We start from the raw sequence: 19652 nt of genomic DNA, 5'->3' as shown, positions 1-19652 counted from the left end.
AAAATGCCATTATTTGATGTTTACCCGTTGTATGATGTAACCCCTGTTTCTGCCAAGGGCATTTATGTTTATGATGATGCAGGAACCGAGTATTTAGATTTATACGGTGGACATGCCGTAATTTCTATTGGTCATGCACATCCAAAATACGTTAAGGCAGTTTCATATCAGGTTGCTCAACTCGGGTTTTATTCCAATGCCATTCAAAATCCGTTACAAGTAGAGTTGGCTAATAAACTTGAGGCTCTTTCGGGATGTAAAGATTACGAACTTTTTTTATGCAATTCTGGAGCAGAAGCCAATGAAAATGCCTTAAAATTAGCTTCGTTTAAAACAGGTAAATCACGTGTCGTAGCCTTTAAGAACGGTTTTCATGGAAGAACATCGGCGGCTGTCGCGGCAACCGACAATCCAAATATCATAGCGCCATTAAACGCTCAGCAAAAAGTTACCATTTTAGAATTGAATGACATTTTAGGCGTTAAGGCCGAACTTGAAAAAGGTGATGTTTGCGCGGTTATTGTGGAATTTATTCAAGGTGTTGGCGGGTTAGACCAAGGTACGGCAGATTTCTTCGAACAGGTTTACGCGTTATGTAAAGCAAACGATACGATGTTTATAGCTGATGAAGTTCAATCGGGTTATGGGCGTTCAGGAAAATTCTTTGCGTTTCAACAATATAACGTCACCCCAGATATTATTTCCATTGCAAAAGGTATGGGTAACGGATTTCCAATTGGAGGGATTCTAATTCACCCAAATATTGAAGCCAAATATGGCATGCTCGGAACTACCTTTGGAGGAAACCATTTGGCATGTGCCGCAGGTATAGCCGTTTTGGATGCTATCAAAAACGAAAACTTGATGGATAATGTAAATGCCATGTCCGAATATTTTATAAAGTTGGCCAAAACAATTCCGCAGATAAAAAATATTAAAGGTAGGGGATTAATGCTCGGGCTTGAATTTGATTTTGAAGTCGGTGCGTTAAGAAAAAAATTAATTTACGAACAGCATATTTTTACGGGCGGTGCATCAAACAAAAAATTGCTTAGAATATTACCTCCTTTAACCATTAAAAAAGACCATATCAATCATTTTTTTGAGGCGTTAATTGATGTGCTGGAGGAAATGGAAAAGACTGCTGAAGTTGCTAGTTAGCAGCCACAGTAAACAGAAAATTAAAGAATGAATACCTTACTAAAAATAGAATCCAGAAATGCCGTATTGCTTAAAATGGCAGAGCTTTTAGAACGTGAAAGACAAGCTATTATTGAAATTAATAAAAGTGATTTAGAAGCCTACAAAGGCGAAGACATTTCTATGTACGACCGTTTGAAGGTTGATGATGCAAAAGTTGACGAAATGATTAAAGCTGTAACACATCTTGCTTCACAAGACGACCCAGTGGGCGTGGAGCGTTTCAGTTTTAAACACGAAAACGGTATGCAGGTTTACAACAAGACAGCATCGTTTGGTACAGTTTTAATTATTTACGAATCGCGACCAGATGTAACGGTTGAAGCTGCTGGAATTGCCTTTAAATCAGGAAATAAAATTTTGTTGAAAGGCGGAAAGGAATCCACAAATTCAAATTTAAAAATTGTCGACTTGTGGCATGAAGCGCTTCAAGATGTTGGAGCATCAACAGAATGGGTGGAATATTTACAGTTTAACCGAACAGAAACCCAAGCTTTTCTAGAGAAACCAACACAACAAGTAGATTTGATTGTGCCGCGTGGAGGCGAGCGATTAATTGCTTTTGTAAAAGAACATGCTACTTGTCCTGTCATTATTAGCGGTCGCGGAAACAACTTTATTTTTGTTGAAAAAGAAGCCGATTTGGATATTGCAATGCAAGTTATTATCAATGCTAAAACGGCAAAAATTTCAGCATGTAATGCTTTGGATAAAGTTTTGGTTGATAAAAACCTTCCCAATAAAGAAAGCTTCATCAAAACACTTATTTCAAAATTGAAAGAACACAATGTTGAAATTTTAGGAGATGAGGAAGTTTCAAAATATGATGGGGTTTCTTTAATTCCTTCAGAATCTATTTGGTCTGAAGAGTTTTTGGATTATAAAATTGTCATTGGTGAAATTGCTTCAACAGAAGAAGCCATTGCCATGATAAATAAATATTCTGGTGGGCATTCTTCATCAATCATTACAACCAATGAAGCTGAGGCTAAAACCTTTATGGAAAACGTAGATACCGCTGCGGTTTACCACAATGCATCTACTCGTTTTACGGATGGTGGTCAACTAGGTTTGGGAGGGGAATTGGCAATCAGTACAGATAAATTGCACCAACGTGGGCCAATAGGTTTGCAGCATTTGGTAACAAATAAGTGGTACGTTTACGGTAGTGGACAAACAAGGTAGACATGCAGAAAAAGAAACGCATATTAATAAAAGTTGGCTCCAATACGCTTACAAAAGAAACCAATAACATTTCCAGAGGGAAGATTGAAGATATTGCTAATCAAATAGCGCAACTTCAAGACACCTGTGAGTTTGTTATTGTAAGTTCTGGGGCTATTGCGGTGGCTAAACAATTTGTGAAATTGGAAAGTAAGCAAAAAGAAGTTTTTGTAAAACAGGCACTGGCTTCAATTGGCCAACCACATTTAATCAGAATTTATCAAGAAATTTTCAGGGAATATGGTTTGTTGACCTCACAATGTTTGTTGTCGTATTCCGATTTTGAAAAGAAGGAAAGCCGAAAAAATATTGTTAATACCATAAATGTGTTGGTCAACAATAATTATATTCCTATTATCAATGAAAATGATACCGTGGCTACCGACGAGATTAAGTTTGGTGACAATGATAAATTGGGAGCTTTAACAGCATCGTTGCTAAAAGCAGATTTGTTCATAATCGCCACAAATACCAACGGTATTTACACTAAGGAATCTATGGAAAACGGTGAGTCTAAAACTATAGAATTGGTTGATGATTTTGATGAATTGATGAGGCAAGTAGTCGATTCTAAATCATCGCACGGCAGCGGAGGCATGCAGTCAAAAATTGAGGCAGCTGCAGTAGCTAAAGATGCCAACATTGAAACATGGATTGTAAACGGGTTGAAAGATAATTTCATACTTAACGCTTTAGAAAATAAAGTGCCGTTTACCAAAATAAAATGACATAAGAGGTCATGCTGTATTATAAGGCTAAGCATATTCTAAGCTTTACTTCGGCATTTAAAAAATATTAAATAAAATGAAACATTACACCTCCATAAACGATATAGATAATATCAATTCATGGATTGAGGAAGCTAAACAATTAAAGGAAAATCCGTTAAAACATATTGAATTGGGAAAGAACAAAACACTAGGTTTGTTGTTTTTCAACTCCAGTTTGCGTACGCGTTTGAGCACCCAAAAGGCAGCTTTAAACTTAGGGATGAATCCTATTGTGATGAATGTTTCGGGCGATGCTTGGGGAATAGAATTTGGTGACGGAACCGTTATGAATGGTAATACGGCAGAACATATAAAAGAAGCTGCTGCCGTTGTTTCGCAATATTGTGATGTTATTGCTGTTCGCGCTTTTCCAACGTTGATTGATAAGGAAAAGGATGAAAGCGAACAGGTGTTAACCTCCTTTAAAAAATTCTCCTCAGTACCGATTGTAAATATGGAAAGTGCTACGGGCCATCCATTACAGGGTTTAACCGACGCCATTACCATTTCAGAGCATGCCAAAACTAAAAAGCCAAAAGTGGTATTAAGTTGGGCACCGCATATTAAGGCATTGCCTCATGCGGTTGCCAATAGCTTTACACAGGCCATGCAAAAAATGGATGTAGAATTTGTAATTGCCAACCCCAAAGGTTACAATTTGAATCCTGAAATTACAGGTAGTACGCCTGTTTTGCACAATCAATATGAGGCCTTTAGAGATGCTGATTTTGTGTATGTAAAAAACTGGAGCAGTTATGAAGACTACGGAAAAGTATTGAATACCGACCCCAATTGGATGATTACCAAAGAAAAATTGGGTAATGCAAAATTTTTGCATTGCCTTCCCGTGAGACGAAATGTAATTGTTGAAGATGCGGTGTTGGATAGTAATAGCTCTTTGGTCATTCAACAGGCTAATAATAGAACCTACGCAGCACAATTAGTGCTTAAAAAAATATTGGAAGATTTATAATTGGCTATTGGCCTTTAGCAAATGGCATTTTGATGCTAAAGCTAAAAGCTAAAGTCTAACAGTATAAAAATGGAAAAACTATCCATAGTAAAAATAGGAGGAAACATCATTGAAGACGAAAATGCTTTAAATGACTTCTTAGAATTGTTTTCAAAATTGGAAGGCAAGAAAATTTTGGTGCATGGTGGCGGAAAACGAGCCACAGCCATCGCTTCAAAATTGGGCATTGAGTCTAAAATGATAAATGGAAGACGTGTTACCGATGATGAAACTTTAGAGGTAATCACCATGGTTTATGGCGGTTTGGTAAACAAAAATATGGTAGCAAAACTACAAGCCTTAAACACCAATGCCATTGGTTTAACGGGAGCGGATATCAACAGTATTAAATCCGAGAAGCGCCCGATTAAGGAGGTTGATTTTGGCTTTGTTGGCGATGTAAAGGAAGTAGCATATAATTCTATAGATAAATTAATTCGAGCCAATTTTACACCTGTATTTTGCGCCATAACCCATGATGGCAATGGTCAGTTGTTAAATACTAATGCAGACACTATAACGTCGCAGGTTGCGATTGGTATGAGCCATTTGTACGACACATCTATTTATTATTGTTTCGAATTAAATGGTGTTTTAAAAGACATCAATGATAAAAGTTCAGTGGTAAAACACATTGATTCAAAAACGTATCAACAATTATTGAATGAAGGGATTGTTGCAGATGGCATGCTTCCAAAATTGGAAAACTGTTTTGATGCATTAAAAAATGGCGTAAAAACCATCAACATGGGCAGCACCAATATGATGACCCAAGAGAATGATAATTTTACAAGAATAACATTATAAGATGGTGTTAACTGAATTAACCAACAATGCAATTTTTCTGTTAAAACAGTTAATAGAAACGCAGTCTTTTTCTTCGGAAGAGGATAAAACGGCATCACATATTGAAGGTTGGATGAAACGTTATAATATTGATTATAAACGAACCAAGAACAACGTTTGGGCAGTCAACAAGTATTTTGATGAAAGGAAACCTACGTTGCTTTTAAATTCACACCACGATACCGTAAAACCCAATAGTGCTTATACAAAAGATCCATTTAAAGCCATCGTTGCCAACGGTAAATTGTATGGTTTGGGCAGCAACGACGCAGGGGGGTGTTTAGTGTCTTTAATCGCGACATTCACCTATTTTTATAATAAAAAGGATTTAAAATATAACTTGGTTTTGGTGGCTTCAGCGGAAGAAGAAAGCAGTGGCCCGAATGGATTGAACAGTATGCTTTCCGTAATTCCAAAGGTTGATGTTGCCATTGTTGGTGAGCCAACTTTGATGAATCTAGCTGTGGCTGAAAAAGGCCTTGTGGTTTTTGATGCCAAAGTTGAAGGAACGCCAAGTCATGCAGCCCATCCAAACGACAATAACTCCATTTACAACACCATTGAAGTGTTGCAATGGTTTAAAGATTTTAAGTTTGAAAAAACCTCTGAAGCTTTGGGTGATGTAAAAATGACTGTTACCCAAATTAAAGCAGGCTCGCAACATAATGTGGTACCTGCAGATGTAGATTTAGTGATTGATGTGCGTGTAAATGATGCCTATACCAATGCTGAAATCGCCGAAATTTTACAGAAAAAATCACCCTGCACAAAAATCACACCACGTAGTTTGCGATTAAATTCGTCCTCTATACCAATGGATCACGATTTGGTTAAAGCAGGTATTGCTATGGGCAGAACAACTTATGGGTCGCCAACATTGTCAGACCAAGCGGTTTTGAGTTGTCCGTCATTAAAGCTCGGTCCGGGCGACAGCACACGGTCACACTCGGCAGATGAATACATTTTTATAAGCGAAATAGAAGAAGGTATACAAATTTATGTGGAATTGTTAAATCGGGTAATCGTTTAACGATTTGGTCATTCCTGCGAAGTCAGGAATCAGCAAAGAAGTAATAATTAAAAGATTCCCGCCTTCGCGGGAATGACAAAAATATAATAAATGAAACTCTGGGATAAAGGCATATCAATTGATAAAAAAATAGAACAATTTACAGTTGGCAACGATAGGGAAATAGACATTCATATTGCAAAATACGATGTTATCGCTTCGAGAGCACATGCCAAAATGCTTCAAAAAGTTGGTATTTTAACAGCGCAAGAGTTGGTTGAGTTGTTACGTGGATTAAAAAACTTAGAAAAACAAATTGAAGAAGGTACTTTTATAATCGATTCCCAGTTTGAAGATGTGCATTCCAAAATAGAATTTGAACTCACCAAAACTTTAGGTGACGTCGGAAAAAAAATACACACGGCGCGTTCCAGAAACGATCAAGTTTTAGTTGCGTGTCAATTATATTACAAAGACAATTTGGCATTGGTGAAAGAAAAAGTTAGAAAACTTTTTGACACCCTTTTAAGTCAAGCTGAAACCTATAAGGCCAAGGTATTGCCTGGTTACACACACTTACAGGTGGCTATGACATCGTCATTCGGTTTATGGTTTTCAGCTTATGCAGAACTTATGATTGATGATGTGTTTTTATTGAATGCAGCCATAAAAACGGTCAACCAAAACCCCTTGGGTTCGGCAGCGGGTTACGGTAGCTCTTTCCCAATAGATAGAGAATTAACCACCAAAGAAATGGGCTTTGAAACCCTAAAATATAATGTAGTGGCAGCTCAAATGGGGCGTGGTAAAAACGAGCGAACCATTTCGGCGGCATTAGGTAGTTTAGCCAATACCATGGCCCGTTTTGCCATGGATGTTTGTTTGTATATGAGCCAAAATTTCGGTTTTATTTCATTTCCGGATGAATTGACTACAGGCAGTAGCATTATGCCTCATAAAAAGAATCCAGACGTATTTGAGTTGATTCGTGGTAAATGTAATAAAATTCAAGCTTTGCAAACAGAAATGGTTCTAATTACCAATAATTTACCAAGTGGCTACCATCGCGATTTTCAACTTTTAAAAGAAAACATGATTGCCGCTTTTGAGGAAATAAAGGATATTTTAGATATTTTCAATTATTCCATTCAGCAAATAATTGTAAAGGATGTAGATATCAACGACGATAAATACAAGTATCTTTTTACAGTTGATAACATCAATACTTTAGTTGAAGAAGGTCAAACTTTTAGGGAAGCGTACCAGAAAATTGGTGGACAAGTGCAAGATGGCACCTATGTACCTGATACTTCAAAAAAGCATACACATGTGGGTAGTATCCATAATTTGTGTTTGGACAAAATTCGAGCTAAGTTTCCCAATTGAAACTTAATTTTTTACATGAGGATGCATAGTGGCGACCGCTGCGCCAATTAAACCGGCATGGTTGCCTAGTTCAGCTGGAATAACGGGTGTGTCAATTTTTATCCATTTTTTAAATTCATCAAAATCTTTTGATGTGCCACCACCTAAAATAATATGGTCTGGGCAAAAAATAGTTTCAATCAACTCTAAAAAAATATTAAACCGTTTGCCCCATTTTTTAAAGCTTAAATCTTTTCGTTCCTTAATGGATGCAGCGGCATAGTGCTCTATTTTTTCATACTTCCGGTAAGGAATTTGTCCCAATTCGAAATTCGGAATTAATTCGCCATTGAAGAATACGCCACTGCCCAATCCCGTACCTATAGTTACCATAATAACCAATCCAACTTTATCTTTTCCAATGCCATAATTCATTACGGCATAACCAGCGGCATCGGCGTCATTGATAACAGTAACAGGTAAACCACAAGCTTCAGAAAACAAGGTTTCGGCATTTACACCTACCCAACTTTCGTGTAGGTTTCCTGGAGCTTTACAAACACCTTTTTTGATGATGGATGGAAATCCGCATCCAACAGGCCCATCGTAGTTAAAATGCTCCACAATTTCTTTAAACGTTTTGGACATGGCCTTTGGCTTTCGGGAAGAAGGTGTTGGAATCCGAAAACGTTCGGTTATCAGCTCTCCGGTTTCAGAGTTTATAATGGCCCCTTTCATTCCTGAACCACCAATGTCTATCCCAAGAATTTCCATAATGTGCGTTTTTAGTTTTGGAAGATGAAAGATACAAAGTTTGATTAAAATAAAAGATGAAAGCTAAATTTAGGTTTTTTAATAGTCAACTAAATTTTTTCCATTAAAAAAGCGCAATGGTTAAATGCGCTTTTAAGGACTCCAAAATGTTAAGTTTAATTTGTTGGCGACTAACTCAAATAATTAAATAATTGTGGATTGCCCTAAATGTATGTTAGTAAAGTTTAGATTGGTCTCATCTGGATTATTGATAAAATCTTCAATAAAATCGCCCACTTTTGTGGTGCTTATGTTGTCGTATTTATTGTTTAAATCTGGAGTAGTAATGTGAAGTTTCAATGATTTATCCACACCTTCCCTAACTAGTGAAGCTTCTTCGTCCAAACCAAAATGATCCAATAGCATGGCGGCCGATAAAATAGAGGCAATGGGGTTTGCAATGCCCTTATTGGCTGCTTTGGTATAGGCACCATGAATAGGCTCAAACATAGCATGATTATCTCCGATGGATGCCGATGCCAATAAACCAATGGAACCAACAATAACACTGGCTTCTTCAGAAAGGATGTCTCCAAACATATTTTCGGTTAAAATAACATCAAACTGTCTTGGTCTGATGATGAGCTCCATGGCAGCATTGTCAATATAAATGTAGTTTACCTTTACATCTGGGTATTGCGGAGCAATTTCTTGCACGATGCGCCTCCAAAGCCTAGAGCTTTCCAATACGTTGGCCTTATCCACAAGAGTTAGTTTTTTTCTTCTTGATTGAGCCGCTTTAAAAGCTTGGTGGGCAATGCGTTCTATTTCAAAACGATGATAGGTGCAAACATCTGACGCTGTATTGCCGTCTTCACTTATGCTTCTTTCACCAAAATAGATACCACCTGTAAGTTCGCGGTAAATGAGGATATTGGTGTCTTTAATCTGCTTTACTTTTAATGAAGATTTACCCAACAAATCATCGTAGGCTATTATAGGTCTTATGTTTGTGTACAGACCCAATTCTTTTCGAATGCCCAAAAGGCCCTGTTCTGGACGTATTTTGGCATTTGGGTCAAGATCAAAAGATGTTTTTCCAATGGCGCCGAATAAAACTGCGTCTGCTTTTTTGCAGATATCAATACTTTCTTTTGGTAATGCCGTACCCATTTTATCAATGGCACTAGCGCCAACCAAAGCATTTTGAAATGTAAATACATGATTGAATTCCATAGCAATAGCTTTCAAGACCTTTACGGCTTGTGCTATGACTTCTGGACCAATGCCATCACCTGGTAAAACGGCAATATTTAATTTCATATTTACTTAAGCAGAGGTAATCTCTTTATAAACTTTACTGTTTTCTATGATGTAATGGATATCGTTATCATCAACTTCCTTTTTATTGTCGGCAAAATCTAAAAAGTTAGCATAGATTTCGTCCAACTGAAGTTTTGTTAACTCATAACCAATATTTTTTGCTCTATAGGCTAAAGCTGCTCTACCACTTCTTGCCGTTAAAACAATCGCTGATTCTGTAACGCCAACGTCCTTTGGGTCAATAATTTCATAAGTTTCACGATTCTTTATCACACCGTCTTGGTGTATTCCTGAACTGTGGGCAAACGCATTGGCTCCAACAATGGCTTTGTTAGGTTGGGTGTAAATGCCCATGCTGTCCGATACCAAATGACTAATGCCATAAAGCATTTCAGATTTGATGTTGGTATCTAAATTCAAGTAAGGATGCTGTCTTAAAATCATTACCACTTCTTCCAAAGCAGTGTTACCGGCACGTTCGCCAATTCCATTAATGGTACACTCAATTTGGCGTGCTCCGTTTATAACACCTTCAATGGAGTTTGCCGTTGCCAAACCTAAATCGTTGTGGCAATGGCAGGATAGAATAGCTTTTTCGATACCCTTTACATTTTCCTTTAGGTATTTTATTTTGGCTCCATATTCACTTGGCAAGCAATAACCCGTAGTGTCAGGGATATTTAAAACCGTTGCCCCAGCCTTAATTACAGCTTCACAAACACGCGCTAAATATTCATTGTCGGTTCTACCAGCGTCTTCCGCATAAAACTCGACATCTTCCACAAACGATTTTGCGTAAGTAACGGCGTTAACAGCGCGTTCAATAATAGCTTCTCTATTGGATTTGAATTTGTGCTGTATGTGCGAATCTGAAGTACCAATACCTGTATGAATCCTAGGAGTTTTGGCATATTTTAAAGCTTCAGCAGCAACTTTTATATCGTTTTCTACAGATCGTGTTAAACCACAAACCGTAGCATTTTTTACTATTTTTGAAATTTCTTCAACAGATTTGAAATCACCTGGGCTAGATACGGGGAAACCAGCTTCAATGATGTCAACCCCCAATAAGTCAAGCTGTTCAGCAATGACTAATTTTTGGGCAGTATTTAGCTTACAGCCAGGCACTTGCTCACCATCTCTGAGGGTAGTGTCAAAAATTTGGACTTTATTATCAGACATTTATTTAAATAAATTTTCTTTTTGTGATACGAATGTATATTTTGGTTTTTTAAAAATGGAATTCCATATTTGTTTTTTACGATGTTAAACGTGTTAATTATTAACTTAAATTGCTGAAAATAAATATTTTACAACCTGTTATATAACTATGACAAAAGAGCAAAAAGATAACCTGTTTGTTTTGGTAAAATCGTTGTCAAAATCTGAAAAACGACAATTTAAACTTTATGTCGGAAGATTGGGGGTGAACGAAGACTCAAAATTCTTGACACTTTTTAATATTCTTGATAAACTTACAGTGTATGACGAGGGCGTAATTCTTAAAAAGGGGATTGTTAAAAAGCAGCAACTCTCTAACCTTAAGGCCCATTTGTACAAACAGATTTTAATCAGTTTGCGCTTAAACCCTTCACATCAAAATGTGAGAATCCAGATTCGGGAGCAATTAGATTTTGCGACTATTCTTTACCATAAAGGGTTATATAAACAAAGTTTGAAGATTTTGGATAAAGCAAAAAACTTAGCTATATCAAATGAAGAGAAAAACGTGGCCTATGAAATTGTAGAGTTGGAAAAAGTTATTGAATCTCAATATATTACAAGAAGTTTAAGTAACCGAGCGGATGAACTTTCCATTCAGGCTAAAGAGCTGAGCCAGCAAAATGTTTTGGCCAGTAAACTTTCAAATTTATCACTTCAGCTGTACGGGTTATTTTTAAAAACGGGTTATGTTAAAAATGACGATGAACATAAAATAATAACTAAATATTTTAATGACCGACTTCCAAAGTACGACATTAATAAACTAGGGTTTAGGGAAAAACTTTGGCTTTACAAATCATATTTGTGGTATAGTTTTTTAACCGTAGATTTTTTGTCCTGTTACAAATATGCTTCAAAATGGGTTGACCTTTTCTATGAAAATAAAGATATGATTGTTTTAAATCCTGTGTTTTTTTTAAGGGGCAACCATTATCTGTTGGAGGCCTTGTTTTATTTAAGGCAGCATGAAAAATTTAAGTTTTCACTTAACCGATTAGAAGAAATAACAAAGAAAAAATGGTTCCCGTTGGATGATAATAACGAAAGTCTTGCTTTTCTATTCGTTTATAACAATAAATTCAACCTGCATTTTATAGAGGGAAGTTTTGAAGAAGGGTTGCCATTAATTGATGAGGTTTTAGACCGGTTGAAGAACTACAAAAACCGGATTGATGAGCACCACATCATGGTGTTTTATTACAAAATAGCCAGCATGTATTTTGGTGCTGGTGAAAACAAAAAGTGCATTCAATTTTTAGATAAAATAATAAGCAACAAATCTCTACAAATGCGCGAAGATTTGTTGTGTTTTTCTCGTATTTTAAATCTCGTGGCCCATTACGAAGCTGGGTTGGACTATAACTTAGATGTCTTGATTAGAAGCACTTACAAGTTTTTAATTAAAATGGAAGATCTGTACGAAGTGCAAAAGGAGTTCATAAAGTTTTTACGTGGTTTGGGAGATATTTATCCACATGAGGTAAAAAATGAATTTATAAAACTCCATAAAAAATTAAAGGAATTTGAAAACGACCCTTACCAAAGTCGAGCCTTTTTATATCTAGATATTATTTCATGGCTGGAATCCAAAATTCAAAATAGACCAATAGGTCTGGTCATCAGAAACAAGTTTCATGACAGACGCCATGAGAAGTAAAGTTATTTGTTTCGGTAGCAAAATTTTCACCAAAAAATTTGGATATTAAATTTTTCTGAACGAATATTTGCATTCACAAAGTTCAAAAGCTTATTGAAAATGTTATCAAGAAAGGTGGAGGGATTAGACCCTTTGAAGCCTTAGCAACCCTTTATCTGTAAAGAAGGTGCTAAATTCTACCCAATTCTAACATGTGTTTAGAATATTTTTGGATAGATAACAAACTGAAATTACACCATGTGATTTTTAAATTTCTTTTTAACATCCTTCTATTAAGTTGCTCAATAATTATAAGGTTATGCTTATATGGGTTAATTTTGTGCATCATTTTTAAAACGATAAACATATTTTGAACAACGAGCTTCAACATATTACCATTAAAAATTACACTACAGAAAGTGGTGCGGCTATACCTGAAATTAATTTGAGCTATCAAGTTTTCGGTCAGATTTTAGGGAATGCCCCAGTGGTTTTGGTTAACCATGCGCTTACGGGCAATAGTAATGTGGCGGGAAAAGATGGCTGGTGGAAAGATTTAATTGGCGATGGCAAAGTGATCGATACCAAGTTGTACACCATTTTGGCATTTAATGTGCCCGGAAATGGTTATGATGGTTTTGTTATTAAAAATTACAAGGATTTTGTTGCAAGGGATGTGGCTAATTTGTTTTTACAGGGGCTGCATATATTGAATATTGAAAGAGTTTTTGCTACTATTGGTGGGTCTTTGGGTGGTGGTATCGCTTGGGAAATGGCAGTGAACAAACCAGATTTCACTGAGCATCTAATTACTGTGGCTACCGATTGGAAATCAACCGATTGGCTTATTGCCAATTGCCAGATTCAGGAACAGTTTCTGTTAAATTCCAAAAATCCGGTGCACGATGCCAGGATGCATGCCATGTTGTGCTACAGAACGCCTGAATCTTTCAAGGAACGTTTTCAGCGTTCAAAAAATGATGATTTAGAGATTTTTAATGTGGAGAGTTGGTTGCTTCACCATGGCAAAAAGTTGCAAGAGCGTTTTCAGCTTTCAGCGTATAAATTAATGAATCAATTGTTAAAAACCATTGATGTTACCAAAGGCAGAACAAACGATTTTAATGTGTTGGATAACATTAAGGCCAATATTCACATCATTGGGGTTGATTCCGATTTGTTTTTCACCGCTGAAGAAAACCGGGAAACCCACAAGCAGTTGGCGCTAACAAACCCCAATGTTACCTATAACGAAATACACTCAGTACACGGGCACGACGCTTTTTTAATGGAGTACGAACAATTGGAAAAAATTATTGAGGGCATTTTTGTGCCAGATTCAAAAAGAAAAAGAATGAAAGTATTAAAATTTGGAGGCAAGTCTTTGGCAAACGGAAAAGGTTTGGAGACTGTGCTTTCAATTATAGAAGATAAAGTAAATGCAGGCGAACGCATTAGTGTGGTTATTTCGGCAAGAGGCTCGGCAACTGACGATTTGGAGTCTATTTTAAATAAGGCCATTAAAGGGGAGCCTTATTTTGATGATTTTGAAGCGTTTAAAGCATACCAAAATGAGCCTTCAAAAACTGTAGATTTTACCGAGGAATTTTCAATTTTGGAAAAGCTTTTTGAAGGGGTAAGCTTATTACGCGATTACAGTAAAAAAACCAAGGATAACATTTTGGCACAAGGCGAATTGTTGGCCGTTAAGCTAATCACCCAAATGCTGAATGACCGTGGTATCAAGGCCAAAGCCACCGATACCAGGGAGTTGATAAAAACCGATGAAGCTTTTGGCAATGCCCAACCTTTATCTAAATTGTCAAAAGAAAATACCCAAGCGTATTTTAAGGCCAATAAAGATTTTGTAAATATTATAACTGGTTTTATTGCGTCCAATCTTAAAAATGAAACCACGACTTTAGGTAGAAATGGCAGCAATTATACGGCAGCTTTAATCGCTAATTTTTTGGATGCCGAAGAATTGCAGAATTATACCCATGTGAATGGGATTTATACGGCCGACCCAGATTTGGTTGCCGATGCACAACAAATAAGAGAACTGTCCTACAGTGAAGCTAACGAATTGGCAAACTTTGGTACTTCGGTATTGCACGCAAAAACCATAATTCCGCTAGTTGAAAAAAACATCAACCTTCGTATTTTAAATACTTTTAATCCTAATGATGAAGGTACTTTGATTACTGCCAAATCCAGTACAAAGGAAGTGACCTCGTTATCGGTTTTAAACAACGTGGCCTTATTGAATTTGGAAGGACGCGGATTACTTGGAAAAATTGGTGTGGATGCCAGAATTTTTGGTGCCTTGAGTAACCACGGTATTAGCGTGAGCATTGTATCTCAAGGTTCTTCAGAACGCGGTATTGGTTTGATTATCAATGCCGACCAGGCTACCCAAGCTGTTATTGCTTTGGAACGTGAATTTGAACGTGATTTTTATTCCCAAGATGTCAATAAAATTGACGTAGTTGATGATGTTGCAGTCATTTCAATCGTTGGAATTGAGCTGAGCTCGTTCCATAAACCATTCAATGCCCTTATTAAAAACCAAATAACACCGTTGCTTTTCAACAACACGGTTACAGGTAAAAATGTGAGTTTGGTGGTTAAAAAGGCTCAACTGCACAAAGCCGTTAATGTTATTCATGGGGAAGTTTTTGGAATTTCAAAAAAGATTAACATAGCCATATTTGGTCATGGCGGTGTAGGCGGTGCCCTGATAAATCAGCTTTTAAAATCAAAAGATGATATAGAAAAACGCCGAGGCATCAATTTAAATATTTTTGCCATTGCCAACTCAAAACGGGTGCTTTTAAACAAAAATGGAATCACCAAAAATTGGAAAAGAGATATTGCCGAGGTTAGCAACAATCTTTCTATTAACGATATCATAACCTTTGCCAAAAACCATCATTTAGAAAACTTAATAGCCGTAGATAATACGGCAAGTGCAACATTCTATCAAAATTATGTGCCGTTGGTTGAAGCTGGTTTTGATTTGGTGTCGTCCAACAAAATTGCCAATACCATTTCACATGATTTTTATCAAGATTTAAGGGTACAATTAAAAGAACATAACAAGCAATATTTGTATGAAACTACGGTCGGTGCAGGTTTGCCGTTGATTGACACTATTAAATTATTGCACGAATCGGGTGAAAATATCACCAGAATTCGAGGGGTTTTCTCAGGAACTTTAAGTTATTTGTTCAATAATTTTTCTGTTAGAAATAAGCCGTTCAGTGAAATTATTCAGGAAACCATTGATAAAGGGCTTACAGAGCCCGATCCACGTGAAGATTTTTCAGGAAATGATGTGGCCAGAAAGCTTTTAATTTTGGCCAGAGAGTTAGATTTACAAAATGAATTTGAGGATGTTAAGGTATTAAATTTAATTCCTGAAGTTTATCGGGATATTTCAGTGGAGTCCTTTTTAAGCCAGCTAGATGTTTTGGATGAGCAATATCAAAAAATAAAGAATAACCAAAAACCTGGTCATGTTTTAAGATATGTTGGTGATTTATCGGGCGATTTATCGCAAGATAAGGGAAATCTTGAGGTAAAATTGGTATCTATTCCAGAAGATAGCACCCTTGGCCATGTAAAAGGTAGCGACGCCATTTTTGAAATATTCACAGAAAGTTATGGTGAACAGCCCATTGTCATTCAAGGAGCTGGAGCTGGAGCTGAGGTAACCGCAAGAGGAGTTTTTGGGGATATTTTAAGGTTGTCTAAACATATAAATTAATGTCAGGTTGAGCGCAGTCGAAACCTAAAGAAGATAAAATGAAAGAAGAGAAAAAACATTTCGAAACAGAAGCAATACGTACACAAAGCGAAACGACTCAGTTTTCAGAACATTCCGTACCCTTATATTTAACATCAGGTTTTGTTTTTGATGATGCCGAAGAAATGAGGGCGTCGTTTGCTGAAGAAAAACAGCGCGATTTGTACAGCCGTTATAGCAACCCTAATGTTAACGAATTTGTAGACAAAGTATGCGCTATGGAAGGGGCTGAAGCGGGTTTCGCCTTTTCTAGTGGTATGGCTGCGGTGTTTTCAACGTTTGCCACCTTGTTGGATGCTGGCAATCATGTGGTTTCATGCAGTTCTGTTTTTGGTGCAACCCATGGTTTGTTCACTAAGTATTTTCCAAAATGGAATATTGAGTGTTCCTATTTTAATGTAAATGAAGCTGAAACTGTTGAGGATTTAATTCAACCCAATACCAAGTTTATTTATGCGGAAACCCCAACAAATCCTGGGGTAGATGTTTTGGATTTGGAATATTTAAGTGCCATTTGTAAAAAGCATGGTTTGTTGTTGGTAATTGATAATTGCTTTGCAACACCGTATTTACAAAATCCGATTAAACATGGTGCCGATTTGGTGATTCATTCAGCAACAAAATTAATGGACGGTCAAGGCCGTGTACTCGGTGGTATTACGGTTGGTAATAGGGAATTGATTAGAGAAATTTACTTGTTTTCAAGACTTACGGGTCCGGCTATGAGTCCTTTTAACGCTTGGGTATTATCAAAATCTCTGGAAACTTTGGCAGTTAGGGTTGAAAAACACTGTGAAAATGCCTTAAAGATTGCAACCTATTTAGAAGCCCATCCAAAAGTAACATGGGTTAAATATCCATTTTTAAAATCACATCCCAAGTACGATGTTGCCAAGAAGCAGATGCGTCTTGGTGGAAATATTGTAGCTTTTGAGGTTGAAGGTGGTTTAGAAGGAGGAAGGTCTTTTTTTGATAGCATAAAAATGTGCTCATTGTCTGCTAACTTAGGAGATACCAGAACTATTGTAACCCATCCCGCCAGTACAACACATGCTAAGGTTGAAGACGAAGTAAAAGCAGCAGTAGGTATTACGGACGGTATGGTGCGTATTTCTGTAGGTTTGGAGCATGTAGATGATATTATTTCCGATTTGAAGCAGGCTTTAAACTAAAAACATTAAAAGGTGGTTGATAACAAAGCCATATATCAGGTAGATGCTTTTACAGATGAAGCATTTAAAGGAAATCCAGCAGGGGTTATGATTGTTGACGATTCGTTTTCGGATGAGCTAATGCAATATGTGGCAGCCGAAATGAATTTGTCTGAAACAGCATTTGTTACACCAAGCAATAAAGGTTTTAACATTCGGTATTTTACACCAACAACCGAAATGCCGCTTTGCGGCCATGCTACATTGGCTTCTGCACATGTCATTTATCAATTGGGTATAAAGGGTGAAGATGAGTCCATAAACTTTAAAGCTAAAGGTGGCGATTTAACGATTACAAAGAATAGCGATTTAATGGCTATGCTGTTCCCAAGGTATTCATTAAACAAAGTAGCCATGCCTGATAATTTTAAGAATATTGTGGGTTTTGAGCCTGTTGAAGTCTATGCAAGTGACTATAATTGGATTGTTGCCCTTTCTGAAGATGAAAGTGATATTGAAAAAGCTAATCCAAATTTTGAGTTGATGAAAATCAATGGATTGGGGCATTTAATGATAACTTCTAAAAGCAAACTTGAAAACGTTGATTTTGTAGTTCGGTGTTTTGCGCCTTCATTGGGTATAAACGAAGACCCTGTTACGGGCTCTGCATATTGTGCCTTAACGCCATTGTGGTCCAACAAATTGGGTAAAAAGGATATGTTTTCACTGCAAGTTTCAAAAAGGCAAGGGCAGGTAAGTGTTTCCAGTTTAGGTAATCAAGTGGAAATTAAAGGAAAAGCGATTACTGTTTTTGAAGCTAAACTGAAAATATAAATTACCTATATTAGCACCATGCTATCTAAAAAAACTAAATACGGCCTAAAAGCGCTAACCTTTATTGCGAGGCAAGAAGGGGAAGACCCGGTGCAAGTGGGAGAAATTGCCCAAAACGAAAGAATACCCCAAAAGTTTTTGGAAAGCATCTTATTGACCTTGCGAAAGGCTGGTATTTTAGGTTCTAAAAAAGGAAAGCACGGGGGTTACTATCTACGAAAAGAACCGTCTGCAATTTTAATGACCGAGGTCATGCGTGTTCTTGAGGGCCCAATTGCCATGGTGCCTTGCGTGAGTTTAAATTATTACGAAAAATGTGATGACTGCCCAGATGAGAACGCATGTAGTGTGCACAAGTTAATGATTGAAGTGCGCGATAGCACACTAAATGTGTTCAGAAACACTACTTTAGAAGATTTATCAAAAGAAAACTGATAAAGATTTCATAAAATATTTTGCAATTACTGCTGATTTTCTTGCGTTTATCTTAAAAATATTCCATTATTCTAAAAAGTGGTAAATACTATTTGTCATCTAAAAAAAAGTATTACTTTTGTAATTCCTATTAAACTGATAGGATTAATCTAATTTAGAGACAAATGATTGGACAAATGTTATTAAAAGATAAAGAAAAGGCCTCTTATAAAGAAGACCGCACTAGCGAAAAACCAATTAGAAGTGTAGTGAAATCTTTAAGTTGGAGGACCATTGGAACCTTGGATACCATACTGATTTCATGGGTTATTACTGGGAAATTGGATTTGGCGTTTTCAATTGGAGGCATTGAATTAATAACAAAAATGGTATTGTATTTTTTCCATGAGCGTGTTTGGAATACCATTAAATGGGGAAAATAAATAGAGATTAAGATGTTTACAGAAAATCAAATAATAGAATTAAACGAAGCATTTAAAGATGCTGCACCTGCCGATATCATAAAAAAAGGATTTGAGCTTAATGATGAGGCTGTTGTTACCACCAATTTCAGGCCTTACGAGGCGGCAATTTTGCATGCCGTAAGTTCGGTTGAATCTAAAATTCCTGTAGTTTGGTGCGATACAGGCTATAACACACCACAAACATACAGACATGCAGAGCAGGTAATTAAGGATTTGGATTTAAATATCTTTTTATATGTTCCTAAACAAACATCTGCACATCGAGATGTGGTTATGGGCATTCCGAGCATTGATGCTCCAGAACATGCCTTATTCACGCAGCAAGTGAAACTCGAACCGTTCAAAAGAGCCATGGAAGAGCATAAACCAAAAGTATGGTTTACCAATTTACGCCAAGGTCAAACGGCTTTTAGAGATAGCATTGGTATTTTCAGTTTAAGTAAAGATGGTGTTCTAAAAGTGAGTCCGTTTTACTATTGGTCTGACGAAAAACTAGATGGCTATTTAGTAGAAAATAATTTGCCAAATGAATTTAAATATTTCGATCCAACTAAAGCATTAGAGAATAGAGAGTGTGGTTTACACGCTTAAAAATAAG

At 36.8% G+C, this 19652-nt stretch carries 17 protein-coding genes and 1 riboswitch; of the genes, 14 read left to right on the top strand and 3 right to left on the bottom strand.

Going from position 1 to position 19652, the window contains the following annotated elements; genetic code table 11:
• Positions 1 to 3: 3 nt before the first annotated feature.
• From ACB104_RS10975 to argH, 7 genes are all read left to right on the top strand, one after another.
• On the top strand, positions 4 to 1161 hold the full coding sequence (locus ACB104_RS10975; RefSeq protein ID WP_370478688.1) for an aspartate aminotransferase family protein: 1158 nt from the start codon (positions 4 to 6) through the stop codon (positions 1159 to 1161).
• A 27-nt stretch (positions 1162 to 1188) separates the two neighbouring features.
• Complete coding sequence (locus ACB104_RS10970; protein ID WP_370478686.1) at positions 1189 to 2385, top strand: glutamate-5-semialdehyde dehydrogenase; 1197 nt, start codon at positions 1189 to 1191, stop codon at positions 2383 to 2385.
• Between the two features lie 2 nt (positions 2386 to 2387).
• Complete coding sequence (gene proB, locus ACB104_RS10965; protein ID WP_370478684.1) at positions 2388 to 3152, top strand: glutamate 5-kinase; 765 nt, start codon at positions 2388 to 2390, stop codon at positions 3150 to 3152.
• Between the two features lie 76 nt (positions 3153 to 3228).
• Complete coding sequence (locus ACB104_RS10960; RefSeq protein WP_370478682.1) at positions 3229 to 4167, top strand: N-acetylornithine carbamoyltransferase; 939 nt, start codon at positions 3229 to 3231, stop codon at positions 4165 to 4167.
• 69 nt (positions 4168 to 4236) lie between these two features.
• Positions 4237 to 5013 carry an acetylglutamate kinase gene (argB, locus tag ACB104_RS10955; RefSeq protein ID WP_370478680.1) on the top strand — a complete coding sequence of 259 codons (777 nt, stop codon included), beginning with the start codon at positions 4237 to 4239 and terminating at the stop codon, positions 5011 to 5013.
• Between the two features lies 1 nt (position 5014).
• Complete coding sequence (locus ACB104_RS10950; RefSeq protein ID WP_370478678.1) at positions 5015 to 6082, top strand: M20 family metallo-hydrolase; 1068 nt, start codon at positions 5015 to 5017, stop codon at positions 6080 to 6082.
• Positions 6083 to 6172: 90 nt separating this feature from the next.
• Positions 6173 to 7447 (top strand): argininosuccinate lyase, encoded by a 1275-nt coding sequence (gene argH, locus ACB104_RS10945; RefSeq protein WP_370478677.1) that lies wholly within the window; start codon positions 6173 to 6175, stop codon positions 7445 to 7447.
• Between the two features lie 3 nt (positions 7448 to 7450).
• Here the strand turns inward: argH and ppgK are convergent, their stop codons facing one another.
• The 3 genes from ppgK to ACB104_RS10930 form a co-directional block, all read right to left on the bottom strand.
• Entirely contained in the window at positions 7451 to 8200 is a 750-nt protein-coding gene (gene ppgK, locus ACB104_RS10940) for a polyphosphate--glucose phosphotransferase (RefSeq protein ID WP_370478675.1), read from the bottom strand.
• Between the two features lie 183 nt (positions 8201 to 8383).
• The gene (gene leuB / locus ACB104_RS10935) at positions 8384 to 9502 is read right to left on the bottom strand and encodes a 3-isopropylmalate dehydrogenase (protein WP_370478673.1); all 1119 of its coding nucleotides are present in this window, start codon (positions 9500 to 9502) and stop codon (positions 8384 to 8386) included.
• Between the two features lie 6 nt (positions 9503 to 9508).
• Entirely contained in the window at positions 9509 to 10684 is a 1176-nt protein-coding gene (locus tag ACB104_RS10930; RefSeq protein ID WP_370478671.1) for a 2-isopropylmalate synthase, read from the bottom strand.
• A gap of 148 nt (positions 10685 to 10832) precedes the next feature.
• On the opposite strand from ACB104_RS10930, the gene ACB104_RS10925 reads away from it, so the two are divergent.
• From ACB104_RS10925 to ACB104_RS10895, 7 genes are all read left to right on the top strand, one after another.
• Positions 10833 to 12383 carry a hypothetical protein gene (locus ACB104_RS10925; RefSeq protein ID WP_370478670.1) on the top strand — a complete coding sequence of 517 codons (1551 nt, stop codon included), beginning with the start codon at positions 10833 to 10835 and terminating at the stop codon, positions 12381 to 12383.
• 99 nt (positions 12384 to 12482) lie between these two features.
• A riboswitch (SAM riboswitch) is annotated at positions 12483 to 12606 on the top strand.
• A 126-nt stretch (positions 12607 to 12732) separates the two neighbouring features.
• Positions 12733 to 16131, top strand: a complete 3399-nt coding sequence (gene thrA / locus ACB104_RS10920; RefSeq protein WP_370478668.1) for a bifunctional aspartate kinase/homoserine dehydrogenase I — start codon at positions 12733 to 12735, stop codon at positions 16129 to 16131.
• Between the two features lie 38 nt (positions 16132 to 16169).
• Positions 16170 to 17342, top strand: a complete 1173-nt coding sequence (locus tag ACB104_RS10915; RefSeq protein WP_370478666.1) for a trans-sulfuration enzyme family protein — start codon at positions 16170 to 16172, stop codon at positions 17340 to 17342.
• Between the two features lie 12 nt (positions 17343 to 17354).
• Positions 17355 to 18155: a PhzF family phenazine biosynthesis protein gene (locus tag ACB104_RS10910; protein ID WP_370478664.1), complete on the top strand. Its 801-nt coding sequence runs from the start codon at positions 17355 to 17357 to the stop codon at positions 18153 to 18155.
• An 18-nt stretch (positions 18156 to 18173) separates the two neighbouring features.
• Entirely contained in the window at positions 18174 to 18590 is a 417-nt protein-coding gene (locus ACB104_RS10905; RefSeq protein ID WP_370478662.1) for an RrF2 family transcriptional regulator, read from the top strand.
• Between the two features lie 164 nt (positions 18591 to 18754).
• Positions 18755 to 19012 (top strand): DUF2061 domain-containing protein, encoded by a 258-nt coding sequence (locus ACB104_RS10900; protein ID WP_370478661.1) that lies wholly within the window; start codon positions 18755 to 18757, stop codon positions 19010 to 19012.
• A gap of 12 nt (positions 19013 to 19024) precedes the next feature.
• Positions 19025 to 19645 (top strand): phosphoadenosine phosphosulfate reductase domain-containing protein, encoded by a 621-nt coding sequence (locus ACB104_RS10895; RefSeq protein WP_370478660.1) that lies wholly within the window; start codon positions 19025 to 19027, stop codon positions 19643 to 19645.
• Positions 19646 to 19652: the final 7 nt, after the last annotated feature.

Source organism: Tamlana flava (genome assembly GCF_041287255.1).
GTDB lineage: Bacteria > Bacteroidota > Bacteroidia > Flavobacteriales > Flavobacteriaceae > Tamlana > Tamlana flava.
The sequence above is the reverse complement of the archived record's forward strand: the minus strand, read 5'-3'. Positions and strand labels throughout refer to the sequence as shown.

What these genes read in the sequence shown, in the direction of transcription:
- ACB104_RS10960 (WP_370478682.1), top strand. Translation starts at nt 3,229, where the DNA reads ATGAAACATTACACCTCCATAAACGATATAGATAATATCAATTCATGG.
- ACB104_RS10950 (WP_370478678.1), top strand. Translation starts at nt 5,015, where the DNA reads ATGGTGTTAACTGAATTAACCAACAATGCAATTTTTCTGTTAAAACAG.
- ACB104_RS10975 (WP_370478688.1), top strand. Translation starts at nt 4, where the DNA reads ATGCCATTATTTGATGTTTACCCGTTGTATGATGTAACCCCTGTTTCT.
- proB (WP_370478684.1), top strand. Translation starts at nt 2,388, where the DNA reads ATGCAGAAAAAGAAACGCATATTAATAAAAGTTGGCTCCAATACGCTT.
- ACB104_RS10905 (WP_370478662.1), top strand. Translation starts at nt 18,174, where the DNA reads ATGCTATCTAAAAAAACTAAATACGGCCTAAAAGCGCTAACCTTTATT.
- ACB104_RS10895 (WP_370478660.1), top strand. Translation starts at nt 19,025, where the DNA reads ATGTTTACAGAAAATCAAATAATAGAATTAAACGAAGCATTTAAAGAT.
- ACB104_RS10930 (WP_370478671.1), bottom strand. Translation starts at nt 10,684, where the DNA reads ATGTCTGATAATAAAGTCCAAATTTTTGACACTACCCTCAGAGATGGT.
- argH (WP_370478677.1), top strand. Translation starts at nt 6,173, where the DNA reads ATGAAACTCTGGGATAAAGGCATATCAATTGATAAAAAAATAGAACAA.
- ACB104_RS10970 (WP_370478686.1), top strand. Translation starts at nt 1,189, where the DNA reads ATGAATACCTTACTAAAAATAGAATCCAGAAATGCCGTATTGCTTAAA.
- ACB104_RS10915 (WP_370478666.1), top strand. Translation starts at nt 16,170, where the DNA reads ATGAAAGAAGAGAAAAAACATTTCGAAACAGAAGCAATACGTACACAA.
- ppgK (WP_370478675.1), bottom strand. Translation starts at nt 8,200, where the DNA reads ATGGAAATTCTTGGGATAGACATTGGTGGTTCAGGAATGAAAGGGGCC.
- argB (WP_370478680.1), top strand. Translation starts at nt 4,237, where the DNA reads ATGGAAAAACTATCCATAGTAAAAATAGGAGGAAACATCATTGAAGAC.
- leuB (WP_370478673.1), bottom strand. Translation starts at nt 9,502, where the DNA reads ATGAAATTAAATATTGCCGTTTTACCAGGTGATGGCATTGGTCCAGAA.
- ACB104_RS10900 (WP_370478661.1), top strand. Translation starts at nt 18,755, where the DNA reads ATGATTGGACAAATGTTATTAAAAGATAAAGAAAAGGCCTCTTATAAA.
- ACB104_RS10925 (WP_370478670.1), top strand. Translation starts at nt 10,833, where the DNA reads ATGACAAAAGAGCAAAAAGATAACCTGTTTGTTTTGGTAAAATCGTTG.